Below are 25749 nucleotides of genomic sequence, written 5' to 3'. Positions count from 1 at the left end.
GGCAGCCTGACCCGCCACAGGAGCGAGAGGGGGGTGGGTGGTGGCGACGTACCGGGTGCGGGTGCGTAACAACCAGGTGGCGTTACAGCGGTTTCTGCGCGGCAAGGACGGGCCGGTCGTCCAGCACGTCGAGAAGATCATGCGGGATACGGCGAACCTCGGCAAGCGCACCATCCGCGTCGATCGGGGGTTCGCGCGTGCGCAGATCTACAGCCTGGTGTTGCCGTACGGGACGCGGGTCGTGGGGAAAGCCGGGTCATACGCCCACTACGCGTACTGGCTCGACGTCGGCACGGGGGTTTACGGCCCGTTCGGTAAGCCGATCGTGCCGAAGCGGGCGAAGGTGCTGGTGTTCACGCCGAAAGGCAGCAATGTGACGGTGTTCGCCGCCTCGGTGAAGGGGTTGAAAGGCGACCGGTGGCTGCGCAGGGCGTTCGCGGTGGCGTGCCCGTACCCGGTGACAGACCTGGCGCCCACGTAGCGGCATGCTCACGCTTCGGCGTTCGAGGAGGTCACCGTCCGCGCGATGATGGGGGCGTCAAGGGATCGACTCGTTCGGGGGGAACGATGAGCGAAGTGGCTGTGAAGGACGACGCCCAGGTGAGCGGCGATAACGATGAAGGGGTCGTCGTTGACCCCGACCTGGTGTTCACCACGCCGCCCAAGCCGCACCTGTCGACGGAGTCGACGGTGGAGCGGACCGTCGGGTTCGAACTCGACGGACAGACCTACTACTTGATCAAGCCGCGTAAGTGGGAGGACGCGCTGATGGCGTTGGAGGAGACCGCGGCGCGGCGGGCGACCGGCGCGGACGTGTTGTGGCAGGGCTGGGACTTCCTGCAGACCGTCGTCACGCCTGAGTCGCTGCGCAGGCTGATGGGTCGGGCCCGCGACGACAGCGACGACTTCGAGCGCAGCGACCTGTTCGACCTCATCCCGAAGATCATCCGGAAGTTGCAGGCGAAGGAAACCGCCGGGAAGGTGTCGGTGCCGCGCCCGGCGCGGGCAAGCGCCGCCCGCTCGGCGTCCACGCCGGCCGGGTAGCTGGTGGAGCAGTGGCGGCCGGCGGTCCTCGGGCCGCCGGCGTCGTTCGTCCTCGACGCCGAGATCTACGAGCTGTCCGGGGCGTGGCAGGTGCTGCTGGAGTACCTGCCGGCCGAACGGTGGCACATGTTCGTCCTGTACGGGCTGCTGCATCCGCTGGACGCCGAGCGGCTGTCGGACCGGCTCGACGACGACGACGATCCGCTGACCCGGCAGGAGGTGCGGGCGGTGGCCGAGCGGCTGGTGCAGCAGGCGACCGGCCGTAAGTGGTGGGTCGCCCAGCGGTTGTACGCGACGCTGGCCGCCTCCTGGGGGGAGTTGGACGGGCGGCTGTCGCTGCGCGGAGTGGAGCTGGCGGCGATGCTGCCGAACCCGGCCCGCATGTGCAACCTCGTGTACGGGTGGCTGGTCGACGGCGCCGACGAGCAAGGGCGGCGCCGCCTGGACATGCAGCTGACCCGCCCCCCGGCGGGGATGTCGAAACGGCAAGCGGCGGCGGCCTGGTCGCCGGAGGAGCAAGGACGGGCGTTCATGAACGCGTACCGGTTGCAAGGCGATGCGGGAGGGCGAAGCCCGGTCCCCGTAGCCTAGGGCTGTCGCTGTGCTGAGGGCCGGACACCATCGCCGTACGGTAGGGGTGCCCGCCCATGGCCGCAGGTCAGCCGCTCTCGCGCGCCGAGGTGGAGCTGGTCCTCAACTTCGAGGGCCTGTCGGAGGAACTGCGCGAAGGGCTGGAGCGGCGGGTCAAGGCGGCCGCCGCGGTGGCGGCCAAAGAGCTGACCCGGGTGGAGAAAGCCGCCTCGGGGATCGGTACGGAAACACAACGCTCAGCCCGAACCGCTGAAACGGCCGTTGAGGCGGTGCAGCGGGGTGCGAAAGCCGCGACCGTCGAGCTCGACAAGACGGCGAAAGCTGCGGCGCGGGTCGGTGTGGAGGCGAAGAAGTCCAGCGACGAAGCCGCCGACACGATCAACCGGCGGCTGGTGCCGGCCGCGACGAAAGTCCGTGAAGCGCTCGCGGCCATCGGTGAGAGAGACCGCAATCGGGGCGGCTTGCAGGGGTTGCTGCGGGACCTGGCCGGGCTGCCGCCGGCGTCGCAGCGGGCGGTGCGCGGGCTGACCTTCACCCGGCAGGCGATCATTTCGGTGATCGCCGCCGCCGCCGGGCTGGCGCCCGCGTTCGCCGCGGCCGGTGCCGGAGCAGGCGCTTTCGGCCTGTTCGCAGTCCCAACGATCACGAAGGTCATCAAGGCGCAGACGGAGATGGCCGACGAGTGGGCGTCCCTCACCGACGATCAGAAGATCGCCGCCGTGTCGACGTCCGCCCTGGTCGACGAGTACAAGGCGTTGTCGGCGTCGCTTGCCCCGGACACGCTGCGCGTCTACAACGCCGCCTTGACCGAGACGCGCGAGCTGCTGCCCGAGCTGGTGCCGCTGGCGCGCACCACCGCGACCGAGCTGGCCGAAGCCGTCGCCACCCTCGGCGACGGCTTCGACTCCGACCGCGCGCAGGAGTTCTTCTCCTTCCTGGAGCGCTCAGCGCCCGGCGCGATCAGCGGCCTCGTGTCCATCGTGCAAGACGGCGGGGCGGCGGCCGCGGCGCTGTTGCAGGCCCTTGCCTCGCTCGCCCCTGTCCTGGGTGGTGTGGTCGCCGGAACGCTGCAGCTGGTGACCGCCGTCTCCGAGCTGTCGCCGGAGCTGGTGCAGCTGCTGGTGACGACGGTCGCGCTGCGAGGCCCGGTCGCTGCCTTGGGCAACCTCTTCAGCACCGGTGTGGGAAAGGTCAAGGCGTACTCGCGGGAGACGAAGGGCGCCTCGCTGGCCTCCAAGGTGCTCACCGCCGCCGCGGCGGCCGGGCCGAACATCTACCTCGCCGGCGCCGCCGCGCTCGGCATCTTCGCGATCTCCCTGGCGACGGCGAAGACGCGCGGCGAGGAGCTGGTCGACGCGATCCAGGCGAGCAACCTGGCGGTGCGCAACAACGTCGACGGCTACCGGAACGCGAACAGGGTGCTGGCCGGTGAGCTCGCCCCGACCGAAGCCGCGATCGGCCGGGCACTGCAGGGGGTCAACCGCGACCTGAACACCAACACGGTCGCCCTGGCACAGGCGGCGCTGGCCCAGCGAGGCCTGTCGGATGTGAACGTCGCGGCCGCGCAGGCGATGGAGCAGAACCGGGCGGCGCTGAACAACATCGACGCCGGAGCCCGCGCCGTCGCTGCCGCGTACGGGATCACCACAGGGCAGGCGATCGCTCTGGCGGACGCGGTCGGCGTCGACCTGTCTCAAGGCGTTACTCGAAGCGGCACCTTGACGGCGGCGGCGGCCGGGAAGTTCGCTGCCTACCAGGCCGCGGTGCAGGCGGCACAGAACCCGACGCTCGCAATCCAGACGGCGTTCGCGAACACCGCCAACGAAGCCCTGAACCTGACCGACCGGGTCAAAGCGTTGCAGGCGGCGTTTGATCTGACCATCAACCCGAGCCTTGCCCTGTACACCGCGACGACCCGGGTTCGTGACGCCTACGCCGCCGCCAACACGGTGCTGGCGCAGGGCAACGCCACCTCACAGGCGCGACGGACCGCCCTGCAGAACCTGATCACCACGTTGCGGGATCAGGCCAACGCCGAGTTCAACGCGAACCAGTCCGTCGACAAGACCAGTGCGGCGTTCCGCAACCAGCTGCCCACCTTGACCGGGCTGGCCGGCAAGAGCCGGGAGAGCCGGGCACTGGTCAACGAGCTGGCGGGGGCGCTGGCCGGGGCGAGAACCGCGGCCCAGACCGCGGGGAACGCGATCGGTGGCCTCGGCGGCAAGGCCGACGCGGCGAAGGGCGGCCTGTCGGAGGCGGCCCGCCAGGCGGGCGTGCTGGACAGGCGGGCCCAGGGGGCGGCGGGGAACGTCGCCAACCTGGCCACCCAGGCGCAGACCGCCGGCAACTCTTCCAGCGCCGCGGCGCCGAAGGTCGACGACCTAGCCAATAGCATCCAGGGCTTGAAGTCCAAGAACGTCACCATCCGCGCCAACACGGCGCCAGCGCAGGCGGCTGTTCAGTCGTTCATCCGCAACAGCAGCGGCAAAGTCGTCGACGTTACGCTGCGGATCGGCAAGACCACCGCCACGGCGGGGGCGACGGGCGGCATGGCCGAGGAGCTGAAGCCGCGCGTGTTCCCGCCGGGCTTCGCCGCCGGAGGCAAGCTCCGCGGCCCGGGCACCGGCACCAGCGACTCGATCATCGCCCGCCTGTCGACCGGCGAGTTCGTCGTCAACGCCAAGGCGACCAAACGCTACGAGAACCTGCTGCGGGCGATCAACAGCAACAAGTTCGCGACCGGCGGCAAGGTCGGCGACAGCCTGCCCCGGTTCGCGACCGGCGGCCTGGCCCGCGGACGCAACCCGGTGATCGACCTGGGGGCGCTGCTCGGCACCGATCTGGCGCGCGGCCTGGCCCGCTCGCAGCGCGCGATCGACGCCGAACTCGGCAAGATCAGCAAGGCGGTGAAGGAGAAGCTCGCCGACATCAACCGGTCGGTGGGCGCCGACTTCGTCCGCAACCTGGTCTCCGCCAGCCCCGAGGAGATCTCCCGCCAGCTGCGCGACCTGCAACGGCAGATCAGCGCCGCCCTGAAGAAGACCGACACCCGGGTCGATAACCTGCTGGTCGCCCGGCTGACCACGCTGAACGCGGCGCTGGGCAAGCTCGCAACCGAACGGGACCGGCTCGCCGCCACGGTGGAGAAGGCAACCCAGACCGCGGCTGATGTCACCGAGCGGGCACGCTCCTCGGCCGCGCTGTCGACCCTCACCGACGAGGAGCGGGCCACCCCCCAGAGCATCGCGGCCGGTCTCCGCACCCGCCTGAAGGCGATCAACACGTTTCAGGACGACATCGCGCGGCTGCAGCGGCGCGGCGCCCACAAGTCGCTGATCGAGCAGCTCGTCACCGGCGGCCCCGACCAGTCCGGGCAGCTCGCCGCGAGCCTCTCCCGCGCGTCGACCACCACCCTGCGGGAGATCAACGAGCTGCAGCGGCGCATCAACGCCGACAGCAAATTCCTCGGCCGAGAAAGCGCCGACTTCCTGTTCGACTCCGGAGTCAACGCCGGCCGGGGTTTCCTCGCGGGCCTGAAATCGCAGCAGAAGGAGATCACCGCGCTGATGACGGCGATCGCCAAGAGCGTGTCGACGACCATCCGCAAAGAACTGAAGATCAAAAGCCCGTCGAGGCGGCTGCGCGCCGACGGCCGCGACACCGGCCGCGGCTACCTGCTCGGCCTGCAGGACCTGGCGCCGCAGATCGAGCGGGCCGCCCGCCAGATGGTCGCCCCCGTCCCCTCCGCCCGCACCGCCCCGTTCCAGCCCGCCCGCGCCGCCACCGCCGCTGCCGGGCAGACCCCGGCCCGCACGCAGGGTGGCTCCTCAGTGCGCGACGTGACGTTCAACAACACCTACACCCAGGTCATGGCCAGCGCCCCCGACATCTGGGCCGAGCAGGAACGCCAGCTCGCCGAGGCATTGCGATAGGAGAAGGGACACCTCATGGCATCCACCGACTGGCTCTGCTTTTCCGGCGTCGAGCTGGCCAACAGCGCCCGGGTGTACGCCTACAGCCAGGCCGGCCTCGCCCCCAAGCACGCCAGCGTCCGCGACTGCGGCTGCGAGGGCCTGCCCGCCGTGCTGGGCGACGAGCCGTACACGCTGCCCGCCACCGACGACGCCCCCTGGTACGACCCGGCGGAACCCTCCTCAACGGACTTCGCGGGCTTCCTGTGCACCGACATCGAGGACATAGAGTCGGCGCCGGTCTCCCGAGCGGTGACCAACCGGCTCGGCGACGGCGCGGTGATCGGCCGCCAGCGGCTGGGCGCCCGCACGATCACCGTGACCGGCGTGCTGATCGGCCGTACCTCCTGCGCGGTCGACTACGGCCACCGGTGGCTCTCCAGCGTCCTGCAAGGCGCCCTGGCATGCGGCCCCGCCTCCTGCGGCGGCGACGACCTGGAGTTCATGGCGTGCTGCCCCACCCAGCCGCTCGCGCCGGGGGAATGCTGCCCCGGCCCCTGCCCGGGGCCGACGTGCGCCCAAGGCGTGTTCCGGACGCTGCGCGACGTCGCCCTCACCAGCCGGGTGAGGAAGGTACGCAGCATCACCGGCTGCGGCTGCTGCCCGGGCGAGCTGCGTGAGGTCACCTTCGAGCTCACGGCCGGACGCCCGCACGTGCTGCGCCCCGCGGTGACCGTGGCCGAAGCCGTCGTCTGGCCGCCGGAAACACCCGACGACGAATGCGTCCAATGGTCAACCGACCCCGGATGCCTGGACGAGGCCGGCGAATGCGCCGCCCAGCAGCCGCAGCCGTGCCCGCTGGATCCGAACTGCCCGCCGCCGACCCTGCCCGACCTGCCGCTGCCCGCCAACCCGTGCCTGTGCGAGCCGTTCACCAGACGGCAGCTATGCATCGCGGTACCGCAAGGGGCCGCGCCGATCTGGGCCGACCTGGTGCCGCTGGTGGAGATCTACTCCGGGTCCGCCCTCCTGCGCGGCATCCGCATCAGGTTCTACCCCAACCCGTTCGACGCCGCCTTCGCCGACCTGGACCCTTGCGCCTGGTGCAGCGAAATCAACATCTCCTACCTGCCCGCCGCGGCCAAGCTCACCTTGGACTCGACCCGCCGTACCGTGCTCGTGCAGTGCCCGGGCCGGGCCGACACCCCCGCCGAGGACATCGTGTCCGGGCCGCAGGGACGGCCCCTGAGCTGGCCGACGCTGGAATGCGGCATCCCCTACCTGGTGTGCGTCAGCGCCGACTCCACGACGATCGCCGCAGACGCGACCGTCACGCTGCGCACCGTCGTGAGAGAGGTGTGAGGCGTGGGTTCGCTCGGATGCCCCGAGACGTACACGGTCGCGATCGCCGACCGCACCGGCGGCCGCGAGTACGGCTCCGTCGAACCGTCCGCGCTCGACTGGTCCCGCATCCTCGACGACACCTCCGACGCGTCGGTCACCGTCCCCTACCAGGGGGCGGAGTGCTGCGCGCTGCTCGGCAAGACACGCACCTGGTGCAACTCGCTGATCTTCTACCGGGATCAGCAACGGGTCTGGGAAGGACCGGTCACGCGCATCACCCACCGCGGCGAGGACACCGTGCTGAGCGCCCGCGACGTCACCCAGTGGCTGTTCCGCCGCAAGATCCGCGCCCTGCTTGACTACACCGGCACCAAGAAGGCCGACCTTGCCGTCATCGCCCGCCTGCTCGTCGAACACGGCTTCGGCCCCGACGATCCGAACGTATTGATGTACTTGTGGGTGTCGGCCTCCGGAATCGTCGGGGAACGCAAGTACGCGGCCAACTCCGGCTACGTCCTGGACCACCTGCGTGAGCTCGCGAGAACCGGCGTCGACTTCACCGTGCTGGGCCGGCGCATCATCTTGACCGGGGAGGGCCCGCTGGGCAGGCTGCCGGGCCTGACCGACGGGCACTTCGCCGGCCCCCTCAACGTGATCGAGGACGGCCTGTCGGCGATCACTCACGCGACGGTCCTCGGCAAGGGCGTCATGGCCGAGTCGGGCGGCATCGGCGCGTGCGGGCTACTGGAGTACCTCGCCTCCGAGGAGGAGATCCAGGACGTCGCCTCCGCCCGAGCCGAAGCGGTTGCCCTGGTGGGCGCCGGTGAACCCGCCCCCGTTTTCGTGGAGGTCCCCGACGACGCGCAGCTGGCGCCAGAAGCGCCGGTCGGTATCGAGGACCTGATCCCGGGCGTCGTCGTGCCGGTCACCTCCACGGCCACGTGCCGTACGATCGCCGCCGACCTGCGGCTGCTGCGCGTCCGCGTGACCTATACCGAAGCCGATGGCGAGAAGGTCGGCATCACGCTGGCGCCGCTCGGCGTCGACACCGCGGCGACCGCCACCGGATAGACGAGGAGACGCCATGGCCAGAGTGCAGACACGGCCACGCACACCCGCCCAGGTCCTGCGCGACCTGGACGACCGGCTACGCGTCCTGGAGCACCGCACCAGCGTGGTCGTAGGCGTGGCCCCGGACGCGTTCGTTCTCGAGGTCGACGGCTCCGGGAGGTTGACCGCCCGGCACGCCATGACGGGCACCGTCACCATCGTCGCCCTGCCGTAACGCGCAGCCCTGCCCGCGGTCGGGCTTTCGTCGGTGATGTCCGGAGGTGAAACAGGCGGGGCGCGGGTGCCTCTGCCAGGAGGTGCCCGCGCCCTGCTCTCACGTTGTGCCGGGACCACCTCCCGAGCTGCTCGGGGGGGCCGCGGGCGGCGGGATTTCTCCCGGGGACGCGGGGGGCTCTACGCCCTGTGTGGGCGGTTCCTCCTCAGCGTCGACCTGCGCGTTTCTGCTCCAGCGGATGAAGATACCGAGAATAGGGATCCTGAGTTCGAACCGTTCCACCCCTTTGTCAAGCGCCTGCGCGTTGAGCGCATGCACTCCGAAGAAGACAGCGGCCAGAACGGGGGCGAGCAGCAGGATTCCCCAAAGGCCAGCCGCCTGGAGCAAGCTCCAGAGGCCAGCCATTCGCTATCTACACCGCGAACGAAATGCCCGTCAGACGATCGGCCATCCTGTTCCCTTTCCTGTCGCAGTTTCATGTGCCGCACCTACATGTGTGTCTTTTACATGTGCATCTTCAGTTTCTGTATCGGTTTTTCATGGGGTCTCTCCAACGGGAAAGACACTCCATCTGCCTTGCCCCTTGGACGCGTACTTCGGCTATTCGATCAAGAGGCGGCCGCCCGCCAGTATTGGCAAATATGGGCGGGCGATCATTTATGTCACGATTATGCCTCGCGTGGTCCCGGTGCGCGAAGCAATGGACGCTTCCGGCTCACGCGATGGTTGGTCACTGTCGACGAACTGTTCCCGGCGGCGCTGAGCTGCCGTACCGACAAAGTTGTCACTCAACACGGGTAATCAAGTCATCACAAATTGTGATCTTGGTAGGGTTGACGTGTGGAAACACACGGCCTACGCCTTGAGAATTCCCGCATCGTGCACCGGCCCGGCACGAGCAGGGACCGGTACGGCGTGGAACTTCCCGCCCCCGAATGCCAGACCCCGATCGGCGGGTGGGATCCGCGGCGGCTGTGCGCGTCGCAGGAACCCGTCAACTGCCGGCGCTGCCTGAAGCGCGGCAGCAGTCACGCCGCAGCCGCGCAGGGGGTCGCCCTGGAGCTGTTCTAAGGGGCGGTGACTGGCCGGTGCGCCCCGGGCCAGGCACAGCACACGTCGAACCCGCCATGTCGCGGGCATTCGACGTCGCCTGACGTGGGACAGAAGTACACCTCCGGGCAGCAGTAGCCGTTCTGCGCGGCGGCAGGTGACGGCAGGAACAGCACCGGTGGAGGTTCGGTGTTTTCCGGCAGGCCAGGCGTTGAGATCAGGTACGTGTCTTCTGGGAGGGCGTACGCCGGGAGACGGCCGCCGACCGGTGTCCTTCGGCGGCCCGGTGTTCGCGCCCGGGACGGGTTGCGGCGTCGCGGCAGGAGCAGGGCGAGCACGGCGACGCCGAGCACGCCGACCACCGCCAGGGCGGCCCAGCAGGTGGCGGGAAGACGCATGCGCCGATCGTAGAAGTTCGCCCGGGCGGGCGAAGAACGCGCAGAGCTCTCCTCCGTGGCGGAGCCTGCCGGGTGGCGGCGCTTCGGAAAGGAGGCGACCGCCCCCGGTACGCTGGCCGTGAGCTGCTGGCGTGAGGGCCGGGCCTACCTGCGGACAGGTGCGGGGTGGTCACGATTCCCAGGTGCGGGTGCGCGTCCGGCTGTTCATGTTTGATCTCCGCCGGTGGCGGGGTGAGAGTCACCGGCAACGGCAGTGCCTCGAACCCGTACGTTGTGTCCGCGCTGATTTCCGGCGACGCGGGCAACGCGATGGTCATCGGCGGCGACGGCGGCCTGTACGCGGCCGGAGGCGGCGGTAGCGGCGGGTTGACGACGGTCGCGATCCAGGACACCCCGTGTATCGATTTGAGTGGCCTGGGCACGGCGCCGCAGCCGTTGAGGGCGGCGCCGATCATCGCGCCGACCGCGGGGAACCTGCTGGCGTGCGCCGCGAACGGACTGCAGGCGTCGCTGACCGTCGGCGCGTGTGGCTTGCAGGGCGCCGGCACCGCGGCGTCGCCGCTGGCGGCGAAGGTCTCCGCGTGGCCCTACCCGTGCCCGATCGACGCGCAGGCGGGCCTCGTGTACTGCGACAGCGGCGGCACCCTCAGATCAGAGCCACGCGGCAAAACGGAGTATTTCACCACCACGTTGAATCAGACGTACGCGAACCTGGCGGTGCCGACGACGACCACGACCGGCGGCACCATCGTGGAGACGCGGTCGTTGTCGGTCACCAACCCCGACCTGTGCCGACCCGCGCTGGCCATCACGATGACCGAGCTCGACGTGGACTTCGTGATTCCCGCCGGAGGCCGCGCCGGCATGTTCATGTACGGCGACGAAACGTACCGGTTCGAGAACCGGGGGTCGGCGACGGTGAGCAACGTGCACACGCAGACGACGAAAGTGGTCGGAAACACCATCGTCCCGCCTGGTGCCACGCAGAACATCGACCTGGTGATCGGGCTGGGGTTCGGGTTGGCCGGAGCCACGTACAACAGGATCCAGTCGTTCATCCGCGCCGTGCTGATCGCGCTGTAGCCGACACGTTGAGGAGGTCAGACAGGATGGACGACACCACACCGCCGGAGGGGTTCCGCGGGGACCGTGCCGCACTGGAGCACGTCCGTTACTTCCGCACCGGCACCGGCAGCGTGGGGGAGGTCGCCGAGTCCGCCGCCGGGATCTCGTCGCTGCCCGACGACGCGGTGGAGATCACCGCCAGGCAGTACCGGCGGGAGCTGGCCGGACTGCGCGCCGGAACGGAGCGGCTGCTCGCCGACCTGCGGGCGCAGGACGAGGAGCGCATCCGCGGCGACCACGAGGCGCTGCGCGCCGCCGGCATCCCCGAAGGCCTCGCCCGCCGCCTGGCCGGCTACCCCGCAGGGGAGGAGTGACCGATGCCTCAGGTATGTGTCGGCCCCGAATTCACCGTTGACCCGAACGGCCGTTTGAGACTGGATTTGTGTGGTGGCCCCGCCGAGCAGGCGTGGCCGTACGCGTGCCCCACCAGTAGTAACCCTTTGCGGATCGACCCGAACTGCGGGCTGTGGGTGCCGCCGTACGCGAAGGCCGGGCGGGCGTCCGCGTCCGGCACGTCCGGCGGCGCCCTGGTCACCGTCCCTGCCGGGTTCACCGAGGTCGCCCAGGCGGAGATCGAGGTGCAGAACCCGTCCGACTGCTACACGGCGATCGTCGTGCAGTGGATCCAGGTCGACGTGGACTTCTACTTGCCGCCGGGCACGGACTCGCGGGCCGGGTTCCGCATCAACGGCAACAGCATGATGGCGTTGGAGAACTCGTCGCCGGCGGGCGGCACGCAGGAGACCGGCGTCCACTGGGATCTGCACCAGACCCTGGTGTCGGGGACGATTCCCGCGGGCGGCAGCAACACGTTCACCAGCCCGATCGATGTGGGGTCCGGGCAGGGCGGCGCCCAGTACGGCGAGATCAGATGGCAGATGAGAGTGCTAGCCCTGGCAGGACTGTGATGATCACGAAGTTTTTCCGGCGGGCCGACGGGACGCTGCTGTCGCGTTCCCTGGAGGTCGAGGGCTCCTACGCGATGGCGCTCACCGTACCGTCCGACGCGGTGGAGATCTCCGCCGAGCAGGCCGAGAAGCTCCGCGCCGGCCACGCAGCCCAGGCTAAGGCGTGGGTGGCGGAACAGGGGGCGGCCGCCGACCTGGTGCGGCGCGCCGACTACGAGGCGCTGCTGGCGTTGGGTGTCCCGGAGGCGACGGCGCGGCGCCTGTCCGGCCACCGCGGCGGAGGTGGTGATGAGTGACCTGCCTGATCCGTTCAGCGGAGTGGTCACGGCCGCGCACGTCTACAACGCCGTAGTGGAGGTCGGCAAGCAGGTCGTCGGCGTGGACCACAAGGTCGATTTGGTCGACGGGAAGGTGTGCGCCGTGGACCACAAGGTCGACGGGGTGGTGACGACGGTGTCGGATCTGCAGAACCGTGTCCGCGACCTGGAGGCGAACCGGTGGCCGAAAAGCCTGCCGACGCTGATCGCGTTCGGCGCGTTCCTCGTCGCCGCGGTCGCGCTGTGGCGGGGGTGGTGAGTGGGCTCCGGCTACATCGTCCGCTGGTATGTGGCGGACACCATGCCGTGTGAGCGTCACACGCCGGCGGGGGCGGTCCTGCCGGGCAAGCCCGGCAGGGGGGAGACGCCGCAGGTGGGGCGGCCCTACCGGGACCGGCGGAAGCAGGCGGCGCGGCGGCGCGCCGCCCGAATGGCGAGGGGGAAACGCTGATGGTGCACCTGGTGGGTCGCGACAAGTGGGGAGCGCGCTCGTCGAAAGGAGAGACGCTGCTGCAGGCCCGGCCCAAAGGAGTGAAGATCCACTATGTGGGGGATCGTGTTGACCCGGGCATCGTGAAAGATCACAGCAAGTGTTTGGCGTTGACGAAGACCATCCAGAAGCAGCACATGGACAGCAACTTGTGGGCGGATCTGGGGTACACCGGGTTGTGCTGCCCGCACCGGCAGGTCCTGGTGGGGCGCGGCCCCGGGGTGCTGCCGGCCGCGAACGGCAAGGATCTCAACGCCCGCCATTACGCGGTGATGGCGATGGTGGGCTCTTCCGGGCTGGTCGTTCCGCCAGACGACATGCTGCACGGCCTGGTCGACGCCATCGAGTGGTTGCGGGGCCTGCCGGAGAAACAGCGGCCATGCGGGTACGAGGTGCTGGGGCACCGCGACGGGTGGGCCACCGACTGCCCCGGCGACTGGCTGTATGAGTGGATTCAGGACGGGTGGCCGCGGCCCGGCGAGGCGACGCAGCCCTCGACGGGGGTGAAGGTGCCGCCGTGGCCAGGCCGGATCCTGGAGTATCCGCCGGCCGCGGTCGGTGAGGATGTCCGCGCCTGGCAGGAGCAGATGCGGCTGCGCGGGTGGCGCATCACCGTGGACGGCGCCTACGGGCCGCAGTCGCGGGACATCGCCCGCCAGTTCCAGCGGGAGAAGGGGCTACGGACGGACGGCAAGGTGGGCCGCGACGACTGGGACGCGGCGTGGCTGGCGCCGATCACGTAGGCCGGCATCGCCGGCCGGGGAAGGGCGGTATCTGGTCGCGGGTGTGGTGGCGCGACGCCGTGGAACGGGCGGTGCGCGCAGGCGCGGCCGCCGCGCTCACCGGGGTCGGCGCCGAACAGCTCGGCGCGGTGCGAATGTCGACGCTCCGCACGGTGCTGCTGCTCGGCGGCGGCGCGCTGGTGTCGCTGCTGCTGTCGCTGGCCGCGGCGGGCACCGGCGACGCCGAATCGGCGTCGTTCACCGACGCGCCCTGAAATGGGCGAAGGGCCCGCCGTCGAGGTGGCAGGCCCTTCTTCGCTCCCCCGTGGTCGGAGAGCTGCGCCCGTAAGCGCCCAGCCGTTGAAGAGTACCGCATTGCTTTCCCTTTACCCTCACTGTTGGGGAAAAGTTGCACAGAGTTCCCCCCTAGGTGTAGTGTAAGAGTTGCGTTCTGAGGGAGGTGAAATAGTGACTGAAACGCCCGAAACGCTGCCTGATCTGGTGGGGCAGCCCGACCTGGCCGCGATGCTCGGCGTGTCCATCAACACGCTGCACTCGTGGCGGGGACGGAAGGACTACGACAAGCTCTGCGAAGCCGACGTCGTCGTCTCGGGCACCCCGTTCTGGTTGAAGCAACGCTGGACCGACCCGGATGCGCCGTTGCCGAAACTCCCGCCGTTGGTGGGGGTGAAGGAAGTGGCGGCGATGTTCGAGGTGGATCCCGACACCGTGACCGCCTGGTTCCAGCGGAGAAACGGGCCGCCCGCCCCGGCCGTGAAGATCGGCCGGACGCGGATTTGGACGGTTCCGCCGTGGGAGGAGTTCGCCCACCGCACCGGCCGGCCCATCGACGTGTCAGCTCTGGACAGAATCAACCAGGCCGACCGGCAGTAAGCACCACCGTTCGCCCCAGCCTGGGGCGAACTCTGACCTTTAGCTGCAAGGGGACAGTCGAGGAAAGTTCCCGGACAGCTCCCCCGTGGAAAGGGAAAACAGCACCGTGGTTCTTCAAACGCGCCCGCCGACCTGCGTGGTGCCCTACCCGACGATCCTCGTCGAAGGGCCCGCGGACTCCGGCAAAACGTGGATGTTCGTGCAGCTCACCACCTCCCCGCTGGTCGGCCGCTGCCTGCTGCTGGACCTCGGCGACGGCCGCGGCGACGAGTACGGCGACGCCATCACCGGCACTCCCACCTACGAGCTCATCGAGCACGACGGCACCTGGTCGTCGATCATCGGGCAGGTTGAGGCGGCGCACGCCGAAGCGGCCCGCGCGCACGCCGCCGGGGAAAAGCCCGTCGTGTTGTGCGTCGACAGCGGCTCCCGCGTGTGGGACATGCTCAAGTCGTGGGGCAACGCCCGCGCCAAGGGGTCGATCAAGCATCAGCGGCTGCTGGCTTGGGACCCGAACGCCGAGGTGCGTATCCCCAACAACATCTGGGACGACGTCCGCGACCGGCACAACCAGTTCCTGCACCTGCTCACGACGTTCCCCGGCATCACGGTGATCACCGCACGCGGCCGGGAAATGTGGATCGACGAGGAGAGCACCGACCCGGTGCCGAAGATGGCCAGCTACAAGGTCGACTGCCACCGGGACCTGCTGCACGCGGCGACCGTGTGGATCCGCCTGAGCCTCGACGCCCCACCGACGATCATTGGTGCGCAGTCGAAGCACCTGAACATCACGCACGGCACGGACGAGGCGCGCATCGTCCCGGACCTGAACCTGGCCGACCTGATCTTCAAGATGTTGCGGGTGTCGCCGGGCAGCCAGCCCCGCCAGCTGGTGAGGCTCGGTCAGGAACGGCTACCGGAGGCGATCCGTGACGACGCGCTGGCCACCGTCGACCGGGAACGGCTGCAGCAGCTGCTGACCGAGGCCGCCCACCCGGTTCACCGCGGCCTGCCGGTCGACAACGAGTACGGGGCCGAGGAGACGCTGACCGAGCTGATCGGCCGCCGCCTGCGGGCGCTGTCCGGTCAGGGCGGCGACGAGTACGGTACCGAACCGGTTCGCGTGGTCGCCCAGCCCGGCCCCGGCGGGCAGGTGATCCAGGGGTCCGCTGACCGGCCGGAAATCCCCGCCACCCCACCACCCGCACCACCAGCCGCCCCCCAGCAGCAGCAGGTGGTGGAGGAGGTGGTGGATCCGGGGGCTCCGCTTGATGAGCAGACGCTGCTGGTGGTGCACCGCATGCTCGCCGACTGCGGGATCACCACCCCCGACGAGCGGCACGTGGTGCTGCAGATCCTCACCGGCAAGCGGCTGGCCAACAGCCGCACCCTGACCACCGCGATGGGCGCCGAACTCGTCGTCATGCTCGCCCCGGTGGTCGCCGTCCCCGCACCGAACGACGCGCTGCGCGCCCTGATGCAGTCGCAGCTGACCGCCAACATGACCGCCCGCACGTCCGTCCCGACCGAGGAAAGGTCCGCCGCATGAGCCGCCGCAACCCCCACAAGAAGACCACCCGTAAGAGCCGGGTGTGGAAGCCGGACATGGGGCCTGGAACGTACGACTTCGAGAAGGGCGAGTTCACCCCCGCCGCCCCCGCCGACCCGGCCCTGGCCGAGGCCAAGCCTGATCCGGAGCCGGAGCTGTCCACTGTCATTCACGACATCCCTGGCCGTGACGAGCCTGTCGTGTTCACTGGCGGCGACGCGCTGCCCGGCTTCGACAACCTGTCCTTCCGGGAGCTGGCCCAGCTTGCGGGCATGGCGGGCGTCCCCACCCCGCCCGGCAGCGACGACATCCTCGAAGGGGAGATCCTCAAAGAGGAGACGGCCGCCGCGAGGAAGCTGCTGGCCGAGGCCGAGGAGCGGGGGGAGGGGCCGCTGGAGTTGGCGCACGCGTTCGCCTACCAGGACCAGGTGCACAAGGCGTTGGGCCGGGAAGTCAAACGCACCCGCGAGCGGGCCGAGAAGCTGTTCGCCGCCGCCCAGCTGGTGCACGGCATGAGATCGCTGGACGTGGCTGACGACGGCGGCGGCCCGCCCGTGGCGACCCTCCACATCCAGGACGTCAAGCCGGACATCACCTGGGACATGGACGCGGTGCGGGCGTTCTGCGAGAAGCACGCCAGCACGGAGCTGTACCAGGAGGCGGCTCCCGGCGCGCTGGCCCTGACCGATGTGGTGGCGTACATCGCGATGACCCACCCCACCTATGTGAAGACCCTGGTGCGGGAGGCGTACCTGACGCGCCTGCTGTCGGAGATCGACGAGCAGGGCTGCAAGGCCGACCCGGAAACGGGGGAGTTGGTGAAGCTGGCCATCGTCGCCCCGGGCCAGCGTAAGGGGGCGTTCGTCACCCGCTACGCCACGGCGAAGAACGGCCGCCCCAACGGCAAGCAGCGCATCGAGGACCTGTACCGGGCGGGTGCGCTGGGTGACGTCCTGGCGCTCGGCCCCGCACCCGAACCCGGCCCGGGTGACGCCGCGGAGTAGCAGGCTTAACCCGGTGAGAACCGTACACCGCCTGGTCGCCGAGCTTGACGCGGTCCGCGTCGAGCTCGGCGTTCCCGTTGAAGACGTCGCCGACACGGTCGGCGTCGCTCCTGAAGAGGTCTGCTGGTGGGCGGCGGGATTGCGCTTGCCGTCGCTGGGCGAGGTCGTCGGCTACACGGCTGCCCTCGGCTACACGGTCGGGTTCACCGGCCCCGAAGCCCCAGCCGGGCCAGCTGGCGCTGAACCAGCAGGTGTTGCGTGGCTGCTGGAGGTGCTGGAAGGCCGCCGTGCCGAGATCGGCATGTCACGGCGAGGACTCGCCCGGGCCGTCGGCGTGTCGTACAACACGGCGAACCGGTGGAGCGTCGGCCATCCGCCGTCGCTGTCCAATTTCGTCGGCTACGCCGACGCGGTTGGCTGGGCGGTGACGCTCACCCGGCGGACACCACCGCCGGCCCGTCCCACCGCCCCGCCCCCGGCCTCGGCTGATGGCGGCGCTTCGGCGCAGCGGGTACGGCGGCCGCCGCACCGGCTGGTTGTCCTGCTCGAAGCGATCCGGATCGAGCTGGGCTGGCCACGGTCGGAGATTCCGCGCCGGTCGTCGCACGCGTTGACGAAAACGTCGCTGCAACGGTGGGCGAGCGGGTTCGTCACCCCCAGCCTCAATGACCTGATCACGTACGCGCGGACGCTTCACTGCGACCTGGACGTGGTGCGGCGCGGCAGCGAGGAGGCCGCGCCCGAGGTGCGGCGCCGCCGTGACGTGCTGCGGGAGATTGAGGTGGAGCGCGGCACCCGGGAAGCACAGATAGGCGGCGGCCCCTTCCACGCCGACGGCACCGGCCCCCAGTGGGGGCCGGTCGCCGAGGAGGCGGCACGTCAGGAAGTCGAAGCTGGCCGGCGCGATCGGCTCACGTGGGCGGTGCGAGCCCAGGCTGTGTTCGGCCGAGTGCTGCGCCGGGACAACCCGGAAGAGCTGCGAGCCGAAATCGTGAAAGCAGCCGCGCTCCTCGTCGCCTGGCTGGAAGACCTCGACGCCCAGAAGCGGCAACGCGAGGAAGACCAGGGGGTGGGCGACGGCTGAGCCAGGCCGCTGGCGGAAAGCGCGGGGGCTGCGGAGATCCGTGTCTGGCGCGGATCTCCGGCGGTGCATGTCAAACGCTCGTTACTGTTCCCTTACGGCTTTCCTGGCGCCCCGGTTCCGTACGAATGTGCCGAAGAGCCCTACAAGAGCCCATAAAAGTGTTTAGCCCCGGGGTCCGCCTGCCAGCGGTCCGGGGCTGTAACGACCTAGTCGAGGAGGTCGCGGTGCTAAGCACCACTGTACCCATACAGGTCCCAGCTTCACAGGCGATCGGGGGTTGCAGACCCGCACAAAAGGTGAGTCGGGTTCGGGATGTGTGGGGGTGTCCTCGCCGGTTGTGCGGGCCTGGAACGGTACGGGTCCCGGGGTGCGCTGGCGCGTGGTGGTCGTGCGGCGTTCCGGCGGTGACTGGTGAGTGAGGAGTGGCCGACTCAGGCGCCCGACGAAGAGATCGACGTCGATGCGGATCCGGAGCGCGAGTACTTCGCGATGATCATGTATCACGTTCTGGACGATCCGCGGGTGACTCGTCAGGGGCGTGACGCGTACGTGTGCATCGTGCGGGCGCTGGGCTGGCGTAAGGAGAGGCGCCCGCAGAAGATCACGCGGGAGCGGCTGGCGTCGGCGATGGCGATCAGTACTGACACCTTCGACAGGGGCGTCAAGAACCTCGTGGAGTGCGGCTATCTGACAGTGATCCGCGCCCGTGACGAGCGCACCGGCAACTGGAAAACGTCCCAGTACCTCCTCAAGGACAGCCATAAGAACCGGTTGGCGGCAAGAGTCCTGGAACTGGAGCAAGAGAATCGTCAACTCCGTGCCACGCAGAAGAAAAAACCGCAGGTAGGAGCCAGTCCGCAAAATGCGGAAAGGATAGAAGGTGACACGGCGGGCGAAGAGGACGAAGCGGCGGCCGACCAGTCCGCAGAATGCGGACTGGCCACGACCTGCGAAAACACCGAGTCTCCGCAGGTCGGTACCAGTCCGCAGAATGCGGAACCGCCGCTCCGCAGTTTGCGGAACCGCCAGTCCGCAAACTGCGGACATATAAGAGAAGGGGTTTTAGAGAGAGAAGAAGAGAGAGAAGAGAGAACTCCGGTTCCCGCCGTAGGCGGGCTTACGGTCCGTACTGGCCGCGCGAGCGAGGCGCCTGCGGCGCAACCAGGAAAGATCATGCGTGGCAGGGCTCTGATCTCGGAGGTGCCCCGCTACCGGGAGGCGCCACCCTGGGCGAAGACCCACCTCGGCGAGCTCGCCCAGGCGGCGCTGCAGCACTTTGGCCCAGACGCCATCGTCGCCTACACCCACCTTGTCGACCCGGAGCTGTTCCAGCCGCACCAGCACATCCCGGAGTTCCGGCACGCGCTGCGCCTGCTCGGACAGGCCGTCCAGATCGGCGAAGCCTGCAGAGGCTGCGGCGAACACCCCGGCCGGTGCCGGTGCCGGCCGACGGAGGCGCGGCCCGCCGACGCCGCGTGGACCGAGGAGGACCTGGCCGGTTGGGAGCGCACCCTGGAACAGCTCGGCGTGACCGAAGATGAGCTCGCCGACGTGCAGGAGGGGTGAGCGGTGGAACCGAACAGCCGGGAGAAGACCAGCTGCACACAGTGCGGGAAGCCGATCTTCTTCGCGGTGACGCGGAACGGTGAACGGCAGCCGCTCGATGTGAAATCCGACCCGGTTCGCGGTAGCGTCGCCGCCTACCGGCAGGGGGTGCGGCTGTAGTGGTGCCGGTCGCTGCTCGCCTCTGCCGACGCCGACTACCCGCCGCACCCGCTGGAGGAGCGGTTCGTCCCGCACCAGGTGACGTGCCGCCCCCGCAGGTCGGCCGTCCAGCTGGTGATTCCCGGCCTGGCCACCGACCCGCTGGGCCGCCCCCCGGCGCCGGCCCCGCCGCAGCCGAGGCTCGACAACGTGATCCCGCTGCGCCGGCGCCGAACCTGACCAGCCGAACCCACAATCCAGGAATCTACAATGTAAAAAACGCTTTACCGTGCAGCTTGTGACATCACACGCAGATCGGTGTTTGATCAGGTCATCGCACAAACCGTCAAGGCGAGGAACGCGAGCCGAGCCCCGCACGGCGGCGGTGTGGCTCGCTACATTCGGCCCATGAGCAGCAGTTCCTGGGCCGCGAGCCCTGATGCCGTAACCGAGGTGATCCCGCGCGTCACCGTGCCATCCCCGCGGATCACCGCCCCCATCCCGATGCTGCCCCTGGCGGCGGTCACCGCCGAGGCGGCGCCTTCCGCGCCGATCCCGTTCCGGCCGTGGCGGATCATCTGGTGCGCGCTCAGCTGGGGCCACTTCTGGTGGCCGGGCGCGCTGCGCTGCCTGGACTGCGGCTGGGAACGGAAGGCCGCGTGACCGCCAGCGCGTTGCCGCCGACCGCGCTGTTCCTGCCCGACGGGTGCGAGTTCACGCTGCTGCACTGCGGGCAGCGGATGGAAGAACGCGGCTCCACCACGGGGTGGACGGGCAAACCAGGCCAGGGCGAGCAGCTGTCGGACTACCGGTTCAGATGCTCTCGCTGTCCAGCGACGATGAACGTCTCGGTGCGGGAACCCGCGTAGACGTCCGGCGGTGGACGGCGCACTACCGCGCGAGGCCGGCACGGCCCGGTTGACTTGTGAGCCGGGGTGGCGGGCGGCCGGTCCGGGCTGAGTCGGCCAGGCGCGGGCGGGGTCGCCGCCCTGATCATGATCATCTCAATCAGCGGTGCCCGGCTTCTGGATTCAAAGCCGGGTACCGCTTTTTCGCTCCCCTGTTCCATGCATGTCCGACCGGTTATTATGGATATGTTCAGTAGGTTAATTGTTAAGGGCAGCGGTGTCACACCTATATGGCGAATTAACAATCGGGTGGACCAAGGTCTTCTCCGAGCTCACCGGCCTGGACCGGGGGATCGTCGGCACGGCGATCAAGCGCAGTTCGTACCGGGACCTCAAGCTCGCCGGTGACGTCGTCGAACGCGAGCAGCTCGTGGCCGACGCCTTCAGCGAGGAGAAGCTCATCCCGGTGTCCATAACGTTCGCCGACGTCGTCGACACCCGGTTCGACGCCACCCTGGAGAACCCCTCGTGACCCCCCTTCCGAGGCCCGGAGGCACTCGATGAAGTTCCACTGGTTCCTGCCCACCGCCGGTGACAGCCGGGTCCTCACCGGGGGCGGCCACGGCCTCGCCAGGGGGCACGGCCGCTCCGAGGCGGCGGCGTTCCGCTCGCCGGACATCGAATACCTGGCGCAGGTCGCCCGCTCCGCCGAGCAACTCGGCTTCGAGGCGGTCCTCACCCCGACCGGCACCTGGTGCGAGGACGCCTGGCTGGTCACCGCCGCGCTGACCAGAGAGACCGAACGGCTGAAGTTCCTCGTCGCGTTCCGGCCGGGTTTCATGTCCCCGACGCTGGCCGCGCAGATGGCCGCCACCTACCAGCGGCTCTCGCGCGGCAGGCTCCTGCTCAACGTGGTGACCGGCGGGGAGACCGTCGAACAGGCCAGGTTCGGCGACCACCTGTCCAAGGACGAACGCTACGAGCGCACCGACGAGTTCCTCTCGATCGTGCGCGGAGCGTGGAGCGGCACCCCGTACGACTTCGACGGCACGCACTACCGGGTCGAGGGCGCGATGGTCTCCGAGACGCCCGCCCCCGTCCCGGAGATCTACTTCGGCGGCTCCTCGCGGGCGGCGGGACCGGTCGCGGCCAGGCACGTGGACGTCTACCTCACCTGGGGCGAGCCACCGGAACAGGTCGCGAGGAAGATCGAGTGGATCCGCGGGCTGGCCGAGGAGCAGGGCCGCAAGCTCCGCTTCGGCATCCGGCTGCACGTGATCACCCGCGACACCGAGCGCGACGCCTGGGCGGAGGCGGAACGACTGCTGGCCGCCATCGACCCGGCCGACATCGTCTCGGCCAGGAAGCTGCTGGGCCGCAGCGAGTCGGTCGGCCAGAAACGCATGCTGGAACTGCACGAGGGCTTCACCGGTGGCGGCGCCCGCGACCTGGAGATCCACCCGAACCTCTGGGCCGGGGTCGGTCTCGTCAGGGGCGGCGCCGGGACCGCGCTGGTGGGCAGCCACTCCCAGGTCGCCGAGCGGATCGAGGAGTACGCCTCGCTCGGCATCGAGGAGTTCGTCCTGTCCGGCTACCCCCATTTGGAGGAGTCGTACTGGTTTGGTGAGAACGTGCTTCCCCGGTTCGCCGCCGCACCCGCGTCGAGGTGAGCGCGAGGACGGTCGTGGCCGGGTTCGCCGACCGGGGCCTGTTTCGCCGGAATGCGACCGGCCGGAGGCGGCCCGGCGAAACAGGCCCGGCCGAAACCCGGCTGGAAGCAGCTCGGCTGAAACCCGGCCGGACCTCGGCTGGGAGGTGACCGGCCGGGACCCGTTCGGTGAGGACCCGTTCGAGAGGGTCAGGTGCGGTCCGGCGGGTCGCCCGGTCGCGGCGTGGAGCGGTGGCGCCTGCGGTAGGCGCGCTGCTGGCAGGCGCGCGAGCAGTAGGCGCGCGGGCGGCCCGCCTCGGCCCGGTCCATGCTCGTTCCGCACATCACACACAAGGCTCTTTCGTCACGGCTTACATCACGCTCGCGAATCAGTGCCTCGATGCCGTCCAGTACGCGCCGCAGGCCGAACTCGAAGGAGTCCTCCGGCTCGTCGTAGCCGCCCGCCTCCCAGATGTGGGTCAGCGTGGGATAGCGGTGGAGGTTCTCGTACAGGGACTCCCTGGCGCCCCACCACTCCTCCTCGGAGACCCCGGTGTGCCGCTCGACCCTGGTGATCTCCGCGGCCCTGGCCGCCTCGCTGTCCACGAACCGGCCGACGAGGCCCACCACGGCGACCATCTCGGCGGGCTTCAGGCCGCTCTTCGCCACGGTGCTGAGCGCGTACTCGAAGTTGGCGACGGAGTTCGGGCCGGGGATGTGCCGGCTGCCGCGCGCTCCGGCCAGCCAGGGGTGGCGCAGGCGCAGGGCCCAGCCGCGCCGCGCCCACCCCTCGAGCGCCTCGCGCCACCCATGTGCCGTGCTCGCCGAGGTTCCCGCCGCCGCGGCGCCCCCGCCCGCCTCGCCCGCCGCCGCTTCCGCCGTGCCCGCCTCGCCTGACGTACTCCCCGTGTCACCCGCCGCCTGACCCGGTGCGCCACCCGTGCCCGGCGCGGCATCCGGCGTGGTGTCGGCCAGCACCGCGTCGCACATCAACTCGACGAGCTGCGCCTTCCCCGGCACGTGCCGGTAGAGCGACATGCTGGTGAAGCCGAGCCGTTCGCCGACCCGGCGCATCGACAGTGCCTCGATCCCGTCGGCATCGGCGATCTCGACGGCCGCGCGCACGATCGCGTCGACGCTCAGCCCCTGTCTCGGCACGGCGTCATGCGGCTTTCGCCACAGCAGTTCGACCGTCCGGTCGGGACCCTCCTCGACGGCCACCCGTCCTCCTTCCGGCTTGACGCTTAGACCCAATATCTGTTTATGCTGTATAACGCTGTTTACATTATAAACGAGGAGCGTTCCTTGAGTGAGCTCTACGTCTCCCCATCCGGCGACGACACCTGGCCAGGCACCGGCAGACAACCCCTCGCGAGCCTCACCCGCGCCCGTGACCTGGCACGCGGCACCGGCGTCGGCACGGTGGTCAACCTGCTGGCGGGCACCCACAGGCTCACAGAAACCTTCCGGCTCACCGAGGCCGACTCGGGCGTGACCTACCGGGCCGTGGGCGAGGCCGTCATCAGCGGGGGCAGGGTGATCACCGGCTGGCACGAGCGGGACGGCGTGTGGCTGGCAGAGGTCGGCGACCTCGACACCCGGCAGCTCCACGTCGACGGGCGCAGGGCCGAACGGGCCGCGATCGACACGATTCCCGGGAACGCTACCAGAACCGACACGGGTTACGTCACCGACAGCACGGCCCCACAGGGCTGGGGAAACCCCGGCGACGTCGAGTTCGTCCTGCGCGGCGTCTACCCGTGGACCGAGGCCCGCCTCGGCGTCGCCGCCGTCGAGGGGGACGAGCAGTCGACCGTCATCACCATGGCCCAGCCCGCCTTCGGCTGGGCGATCGACCTCTACAACTCGGCCGTCCCGTGGGCGAGCATCGAATCCCAGGGCCCCGGCCTGCCGACCCGGGTGGAGAACGGCGTGGGCTTCCTGACCGAGCCCGGCACCTTCGCCCTCGACAGATCCCGCCCCGGCCGTCACGTCCTGCGCTACCGGCCGCGCCCCGGTGAGGATCCCGGGCGGACGGAGGTCGTCGCACCCGTGCTGGAGGAACTGGTCAACGTCACCGGCGCCCGTGACGTCGCCTTCCTGGGCATCACCTTCGCCGACGCCACCTGGATGCGGCCGAGCCGCCCCGAGGGGTTCCTGCACTACCACGGCACCGGCTACTACGACGGCGGACCCATCGAGAAGGTGTCGTTCGGCGAGGGAGCGTGGGTGACGGTTCCAGGGGAGTCGCTGGCGATCCCCGCGAACGTCGTGTTCGAGGGCGCGGGAAGTGTCTCGGTCGAAGACTGCCGCTTCACCAGGTTGGGCGCCACGGCCCTGCGGTTCTCCGGCGACAGCACCGGCATCCTGGTGCGGGGCAACGTGTTCGAGGGCGTCTGCGGCGGCGGGATCTTGATCAGCGGGAGCCGTGGCGCCACGGTCGAGAACAACTGGATCCACGACATCGGCCTGGAATACTCCGGCTCGCCCGGCATCGCGGTGACCGCGAGCGAGGACACCACGATCGCGCACAACCAGGTGAACGACGTCCCGCACTGCGGCATCGTGGCCGGCGTCGGCAGGAGCACCCGAATCCTGCGAAACCTTACCTTCAACACGCTGAAGGTGCTGGCCGACGGTGGCGGCGTCTACCTGTCGGGCCCGCAGGGCGACTCCCACGACAACGGCGCGGTGATCCGCGGCAACGTCGTGCGCGACACGCTCACGCCGTACAACTTCGCGCTCTACACCGACTACGGCGCCGCCTGGGTCACCGTCGAGGACAACGCCGTCCAGCGCGCCGACAACACCGCCACCCTGCAGGCATGGCCGCCGCTGGAGAACGTCGTCTTCCGAGGCAACGTCTGGGACGCCGACCCCGTGGGCTGGGACGACCCGCCGCAGGGCGTCACCCTGGAGGACAACGCGACACTGACCGACGAGAAGGACTTCGAGGTCCGCACGGCGGACATCGCCGCGCGAGCCGGCCTGGAGCCCGGCTACGCCCACCTGCTCGGCCGGTGACCGCGGGCACTCCTCGGGCACCGTCGGCCGCCTTCCAAACCCGTCACACGCGAAACGAACGCCCCGGCTCTCTTGGAGAAGCCTTGGGGCCGCCGGGAGCGTGAAGACGACGCGGGCGCGGTATGAGACGGGATAGTCCCGGTGCCCGTAGTGGGCACGGGCCGCGCCATGTCCTGCCGTGAGCATCGGCAGCCGTGACATGGCGCGGCGCGAGGCGGGCCGACGTCCCGGACGCTGACCGGGGGACACGCCGGTGCCGCCACGGGTGACGCCGACACATCACTGGGCGACGGCTCGTCGAGCCTGGGAGCGGCCCGAGCAAGGAGAGTTCAGCCATGGAGATGCCCGCGGTCAACGAGTGCCAGGTCGAGGCGTGCGCGTACAACACCGCGCACAGCTGCCACGCCCTCGCCATCACGGTCGGCAACAGCAGCCACGCGGAGTGCGAGACCTTCTTCAAGGTCCCTTCGAAGGGGGGCGACCCGGCCCGCACCGGCCGCGTCGGCGCCTGCAAGATGGCCGACTGCCAGCACAACATCCAGTACGAGTGCCAGGCCTCCGGCATCGTCGTCGGCTACGCGCAGCAGGACATCGACTGCCTCACCTACGCCCCCGCCTGACATCGGGCGGCCCGGATCAGGACGACGGCAGGACCGGGCCGAGCCGTGCGGTGATGAGACGCACCTCGTCGTAGAGGGCGCCACCCGACACGTTGTCCATCGTCACGCCGAGCTCGACCTTGCGCTGGGTACGGTTGCCCGCCGACCGGATCTCACCCAGGCTCATGTGACGGATCGCAAGGCAAG

Annotated in this window: 30 protein-coding genes; 27 read left to right on the top strand and 3 right to left on the bottom strand. The window is 69.7% G+C overall.

Features of this window, described 5'->3' with window-relative positions; genetic code table 11:
* Positions 1-37: 37 nt before the first annotated feature.
* The 8 genes from ACIBH4_RS11165 to ACIBH4_RS11130 all read left to right on the top strand — a co-directional run bounded on the left by ACIBH4_RS11165 (position 38) and on the right by ACIBH4_RS11130 (position 9246).
* Positions 38-481, top strand: a complete 444-nt coding sequence (locus tag ACIBH4_RS11165) for a hypothetical protein (protein WP_362766813.1) — start codon at positions 38-40, stop codon at positions 479-481.
* A gap of 101 nt (positions 482-582) precedes the next feature.
* A complete protein-coding gene (locus ACIBH4_RS11160) occupies positions 583-1044 on the top strand; it encodes a hypothetical protein (RefSeq protein WP_362766811.1) in 462 nt (153 codons plus the stop codon).
* Positions 1045-1047: 3 nt separating this feature from the next.
* Entirely contained in the window at positions 1048-1635 is a 588-nt protein-coding gene (locus ACIBH4_RS11155; protein ID WP_362766808.1) for a hypothetical protein, read from the top strand.
* A 56-nt stretch (positions 1636-1691) separates the two neighbouring features.
* A complete protein-coding gene (locus tag ACIBH4_RS11150) occupies positions 1692-5567 on the top strand; it encodes a hypothetical protein (protein WP_362766805.1) in 3876 nt (1291 codons plus the stop codon).
* A gap of 15 nt (positions 5568-5582) precedes the next feature.
* Positions 5583-6908, top strand: coding sequence for a hypothetical protein (locus ACIBH4_RS11145; protein WP_362766803.1), 1326 nt, complete (start codon positions 5583-5585; stop codon positions 6906-6908).
* A 3-nt stretch (positions 6909-6911) separates the two neighbouring features.
* The gene (locus tag ACIBH4_RS11140; protein ID WP_362766800.1) at positions 6912-7961 is read left to right on the top strand and encodes a hypothetical protein; all 1050 of its coding nucleotides are present in this window, start codon (positions 6912-6914) and stop codon (positions 7959-7961) included.
* Positions 7962-7974: 13 nt separating this feature from the next.
* Complete coding sequence (locus tag ACIBH4_RS11135) at positions 7975-8175, top strand: hypothetical protein (RefSeq protein ID WP_350946998.1); 201 nt, start codon at positions 7975-7977, stop codon at positions 8173-8175.
* 840 nt (positions 8176-9015) lie between these two features.
* A complete protein-coding gene (locus tag ACIBH4_RS11130; RefSeq protein ID WP_362766796.1) occupies positions 9016-9246 on the top strand; it encodes a hypothetical protein in 231 nt (76 codons plus the stop codon).
* Here the strand turns inward: ACIBH4_RS11130 and ACIBH4_RS11125 are convergent.
* A complete protein-coding gene (locus ACIBH4_RS11125; protein WP_362766793.1) occupies positions 9243-9623 on the bottom strand; it encodes a hypothetical protein in 381 nt (126 codons plus the stop codon). The two genes, ACIBH4_RS11130 and ACIBH4_RS11125, sit on opposite strands and share 4 nt — an antisense overlap.
* Before the next feature lie 273 nt (positions 9624-9896).
* Here ACIBH4_RS11125 and ACIBH4_RS11120 point away from each other — a divergent pair, with 273 nt between their 5' ends.
* The 17 genes from ACIBH4_RS11120 to ACIBH4_RS11040 all read left to right on the top strand — a co-directional run bounded on the left by ACIBH4_RS11120 (position 9897) and on the right by ACIBH4_RS11040 (position 21941).
* On the top strand, positions 9897-10706 hold the full coding sequence (locus tag ACIBH4_RS11120) for a hypothetical protein (RefSeq protein ID WP_362766791.1): 810 nt from the start codon (positions 9897-9899) through the stop codon (positions 10704-10706).
* 26 nt (positions 10707-10732) lie between these two features.
* Positions 10733-11062, top strand: a complete 330-nt coding sequence (locus ACIBH4_RS11115) for a hypothetical protein (protein ID WP_350947002.1) — start codon at positions 10733-10735, stop codon at positions 11060-11062.
* A 3-nt stretch (positions 11063-11065) separates the two neighbouring features.
* Positions 11066-11656: a hypothetical protein gene (locus ACIBH4_RS11110; protein ID WP_350947003.1), complete on the top strand. Its 591-nt coding sequence runs from the start codon at positions 11066-11068 to the stop codon at positions 11654-11656.
* Positions 11656-11952 (top strand): hypothetical protein, encoded by a 297-nt coding sequence (locus tag ACIBH4_RS11105; protein WP_362766788.1) that lies wholly within the window; start codon positions 11656-11658, stop codon positions 11950-11952. Before ACIBH4_RS11110 ends, ACIBH4_RS11105 begins: the two co-directional genes overlap by 1 nt.
* Positions 11945-12232 carry a hypothetical protein gene (locus ACIBH4_RS11100; protein WP_362766785.1) on the top strand — a complete coding sequence of 96 codons (288 nt, stop codon included), beginning with the start codon at positions 11945-11947 and terminating at the stop codon, positions 12230-12232. The genes ACIBH4_RS11105 and ACIBH4_RS11100 overlap by 8 nt, the downstream gene beginning before the upstream one ends.
* Before the next feature lie 191 nt (positions 12233-12423).
* Positions 12424-13206, top strand: coding sequence for an N-acetylmuramoyl-L-alanine amidase (locus tag ACIBH4_RS11095; protein ID WP_362766783.1), 783 nt, complete (start codon positions 12424-12426; stop codon positions 13204-13206).
* On the top strand, positions 13185-13460 hold the full coding sequence (locus ACIBH4_RS11090; RefSeq protein WP_362766780.1) for a holin: 276 nt from the start codon (positions 13185-13187) through the stop codon (positions 13458-13460). Before ACIBH4_RS11095 ends, ACIBH4_RS11090 begins: the two co-directional genes overlap by 22 nt.
* A gap of 193 nt (positions 13461-13653) precedes the next feature.
* Positions 13654-14079, top strand: a complete 426-nt coding sequence (locus ACIBH4_RS11085; protein WP_362766777.1) for a hypothetical protein — start codon at positions 13654-13656, stop codon at positions 14077-14079.
* Positions 14080-14185: 106 nt separating this feature from the next.
* Positions 14186-15631 (top strand): hypothetical protein, encoded by a 1446-nt coding sequence (locus tag ACIBH4_RS11080; protein WP_362766775.1) that lies wholly within the window; start codon positions 14186-14188, stop codon positions 15629-15631.
* Entirely contained in the window at positions 15628-16635 is a 1008-nt protein-coding gene (locus ACIBH4_RS11075; RefSeq protein WP_362766772.1) for a hypothetical protein, read from the top strand. The genes ACIBH4_RS11080 and ACIBH4_RS11075 overlap by 4 nt, the downstream gene beginning before the upstream one ends.
* Before the next feature lie 13 nt (positions 16636-16648).
* Positions 16649-17719 (top strand): helix-turn-helix transcriptional regulator, encoded by a 1071-nt coding sequence (locus ACIBH4_RS11070; protein WP_362766770.1) that lies wholly within the window; start codon positions 16649-16651, stop codon positions 17717-17719.
* Positions 17720-18130: 411 nt separating this feature from the next.
* Positions 18131-19285 (top strand): hypothetical protein, encoded by a 1155-nt coding sequence (locus ACIBH4_RS11065; protein WP_362766767.1) that lies wholly within the window; start codon positions 18131-18133, stop codon positions 19283-19285.
* Between the two features lie 3 nt (positions 19286-19288).
* The gene (locus ACIBH4_RS11060) at positions 19289-19444 is read left to right on the top strand and encodes a hypothetical protein (RefSeq protein WP_362766765.1); all 156 of its coding nucleotides are present in this window, start codon (positions 19289-19291) and stop codon (positions 19442-19444) included.
* Between the two features lie 387 nt (positions 19445-19831).
* On the top strand, positions 19832-20086 hold the full coding sequence (locus ACIBH4_RS11055) for a hypothetical protein (protein ID WP_362766762.1): 255 nt from the start codon (positions 19832-19834) through the stop codon (positions 20084-20086).
* The gene (locus tag ACIBH4_RS11050; RefSeq protein ID WP_362766759.1) at positions 20083-20292 is read left to right on the top strand and encodes a hypothetical protein; all 210 of its coding nucleotides are present in this window, start codon (positions 20083-20085) and stop codon (positions 20290-20292) included. The genes ACIBH4_RS11055 and ACIBH4_RS11050 overlap by 4 nt, the downstream gene beginning before the upstream one ends.
* Positions 20293-20533: 241 nt before the next feature.
* Positions 20534-20803, top strand: a complete 270-nt coding sequence (locus tag ACIBH4_RS11045) for a hypothetical protein (protein WP_362766756.1) — start codon at positions 20534-20536, stop codon at positions 20801-20803.
* A 28-nt stretch (positions 20804-20831) separates the two neighbouring features.
* A complete protein-coding gene (locus tag ACIBH4_RS11040) occupies positions 20832-21941 on the top strand; it encodes an LLM class flavin-dependent oxidoreductase (RefSeq protein ID WP_362516116.1) in 1110 nt (369 codons plus the stop codon).
* A gap of 188 nt (positions 21942-22129) precedes the next feature.
* Here ACIBH4_RS11040 and ACIBH4_RS11035 read toward each other — a convergent pair whose 3' ends face one another.
* Positions 22130-23140, bottom strand: a complete 1011-nt coding sequence (locus tag ACIBH4_RS11035) for a TetR/AcrR family transcriptional regulator (RefSeq protein WP_362766753.1) — start codon at positions 23138-23140, stop codon at positions 22130-22132.
* Positions 23141-23224: 84 nt separating this feature from the next.
* Between ACIBH4_RS11035 and ACIBH4_RS11030 the strand changes: the two genes are divergently transcribed.
* Together ACIBH4_RS11030 and ACIBH4_RS11025 are read left to right on the top strand one after the other, a co-directional pair.
* On the top strand, positions 23225-24943 hold the full coding sequence (locus ACIBH4_RS11030) for a right-handed parallel beta-helix repeat-containing protein (protein WP_362766750.1): 1719 nt from the start codon (positions 23225-23227) through the stop codon (positions 24941-24943).
* Positions 24944-25278: 335 nt separating this feature from the next.
* On the top strand, positions 25279-25563 hold the full coding sequence (locus tag ACIBH4_RS11025) for a DUF1540 domain-containing protein (RefSeq protein WP_362516122.1): 285 nt from the start codon (positions 25279-25281) through the stop codon (positions 25561-25563).
* 16 nt (positions 25564-25579) lie between these two features.
* On the opposite strand, the gene ACIBH4_RS11020 is transcribed toward ACIBH4_RS11025, so the two are convergent.
* On the bottom strand, positions 25580-25729 hold the full coding sequence (locus ACIBH4_RS11020) for a hypothetical protein (RefSeq protein WP_362516125.1): 150 nt from the start codon (positions 25727-25729) through the stop codon (positions 25580-25582).
* Between the last annotated feature and the right edge of the window lie 20 nt (positions 25730-25749).

The sequence above is a fragment of the Streptosporangium sp. NPDC050284 genome, from assembly GCF_044459525.1.
Classification (GTDB): Bacteria; Actinomycetota; Actinomycetes; order Streptosporangiales; family Streptosporangiaceae; genus Streptosporangium.
This window is presented reverse-complemented; position numbering and strand designations above follow the sequence as displayed.

What these genes read in the sequence shown, in the direction of transcription:
- ACIBH4_RS11110 (WP_350947003.1), top strand. Translation starts at nt 11,066, where the DNA reads ATGCCTCAGGTATGTGTCGGCCCCGAATTCACCGTTGACCCGAACGGC.
- ACIBH4_RS11135 (WP_350946998.1), top strand. Translation starts at nt 7,975, where the DNA reads ATGGCCAGAGTGCAGACACGGCCACGCACACCCGCCCAGGTCCTGCGC.
- ACIBH4_RS11025 (WP_362516122.1), top strand. Translation starts at nt 25,279, where the DNA reads ATGGAGATGCCCGCGGTCAACGAGTGCCAGGTCGAGGCGTGCGCGTAC.
- ACIBH4_RS11020 (WP_362516125.1), bottom strand. Translation starts at nt 25,729, where the DNA reads ATGAGCCTGGGTGAGATCCGGTCGGCGGGCAACCGTACCCAGCGCAAG.
- ACIBH4_RS11150 (WP_362766805.1), top strand. Translation starts at nt 1,692, where the DNA reads ATGGCCGCAGGTCAGCCGCTCTCGCGCGCCGAGGTGGAGCTGGTCCTC.
- ACIBH4_RS11125 (WP_362766793.1), bottom strand. Translation starts at nt 9,623, where the DNA reads ATGCGTCTTCCCGCCACCTGCTGGGCCGCCCTGGCGGTGGTCGGCGTG.
- ACIBH4_RS11040 (WP_362516116.1), top strand. Translation starts at nt 20,832, where the DNA reads ATGAAGTTCCACTGGTTCCTGCCCACCGCCGGTGACAGCCGGGTCCTC.
- ACIBH4_RS11100 (WP_362766785.1), top strand. Translation starts at nt 11,945, where the DNA reads ATGAGTGACCTGCCTGATCCGTTCAGCGGAGTGGTCACGGCCGCGCAC.
- ACIBH4_RS11075 (WP_362766772.1), top strand. Translation starts at nt 15,628, where the DNA reads ATGAGCCGCCGCAACCCCCACAAGAAGACCACCCGTAAGAGCCGGGTG.
- ACIBH4_RS11055 (WP_362766762.1), top strand. Translation starts at nt 19,832, where the DNA reads ATGAGCAGCAGTTCCTGGGCCGCGAGCCCTGATGCCGTAACCGAGGTG.
- ACIBH4_RS11095 (WP_362766783.1), top strand. Translation starts at nt 12,424, where the DNA reads ATGGTGCACCTGGTGGGTCGCGACAAGTGGGGAGCGCGCTCGTCGAAA.
- ACIBH4_RS11105 (WP_362766788.1), top strand. Translation starts at nt 11,656, where the DNA reads ATGATCACGAAGTTTTTCCGGCGGGCCGACGGGACGCTGCTGTCGCGT.
- ACIBH4_RS11115 (WP_350947002.1), top strand. Translation starts at nt 10,733, where the DNA reads ATGGACGACACCACACCGCCGGAGGGGTTCCGCGGGGACCGTGCCGCA.
- ACIBH4_RS11145 (WP_362766803.1), top strand. Translation starts at nt 5,583, where the DNA reads ATGGCATCCACCGACTGGCTCTGCTTTTCCGGCGTCGAGCTGGCCAAC.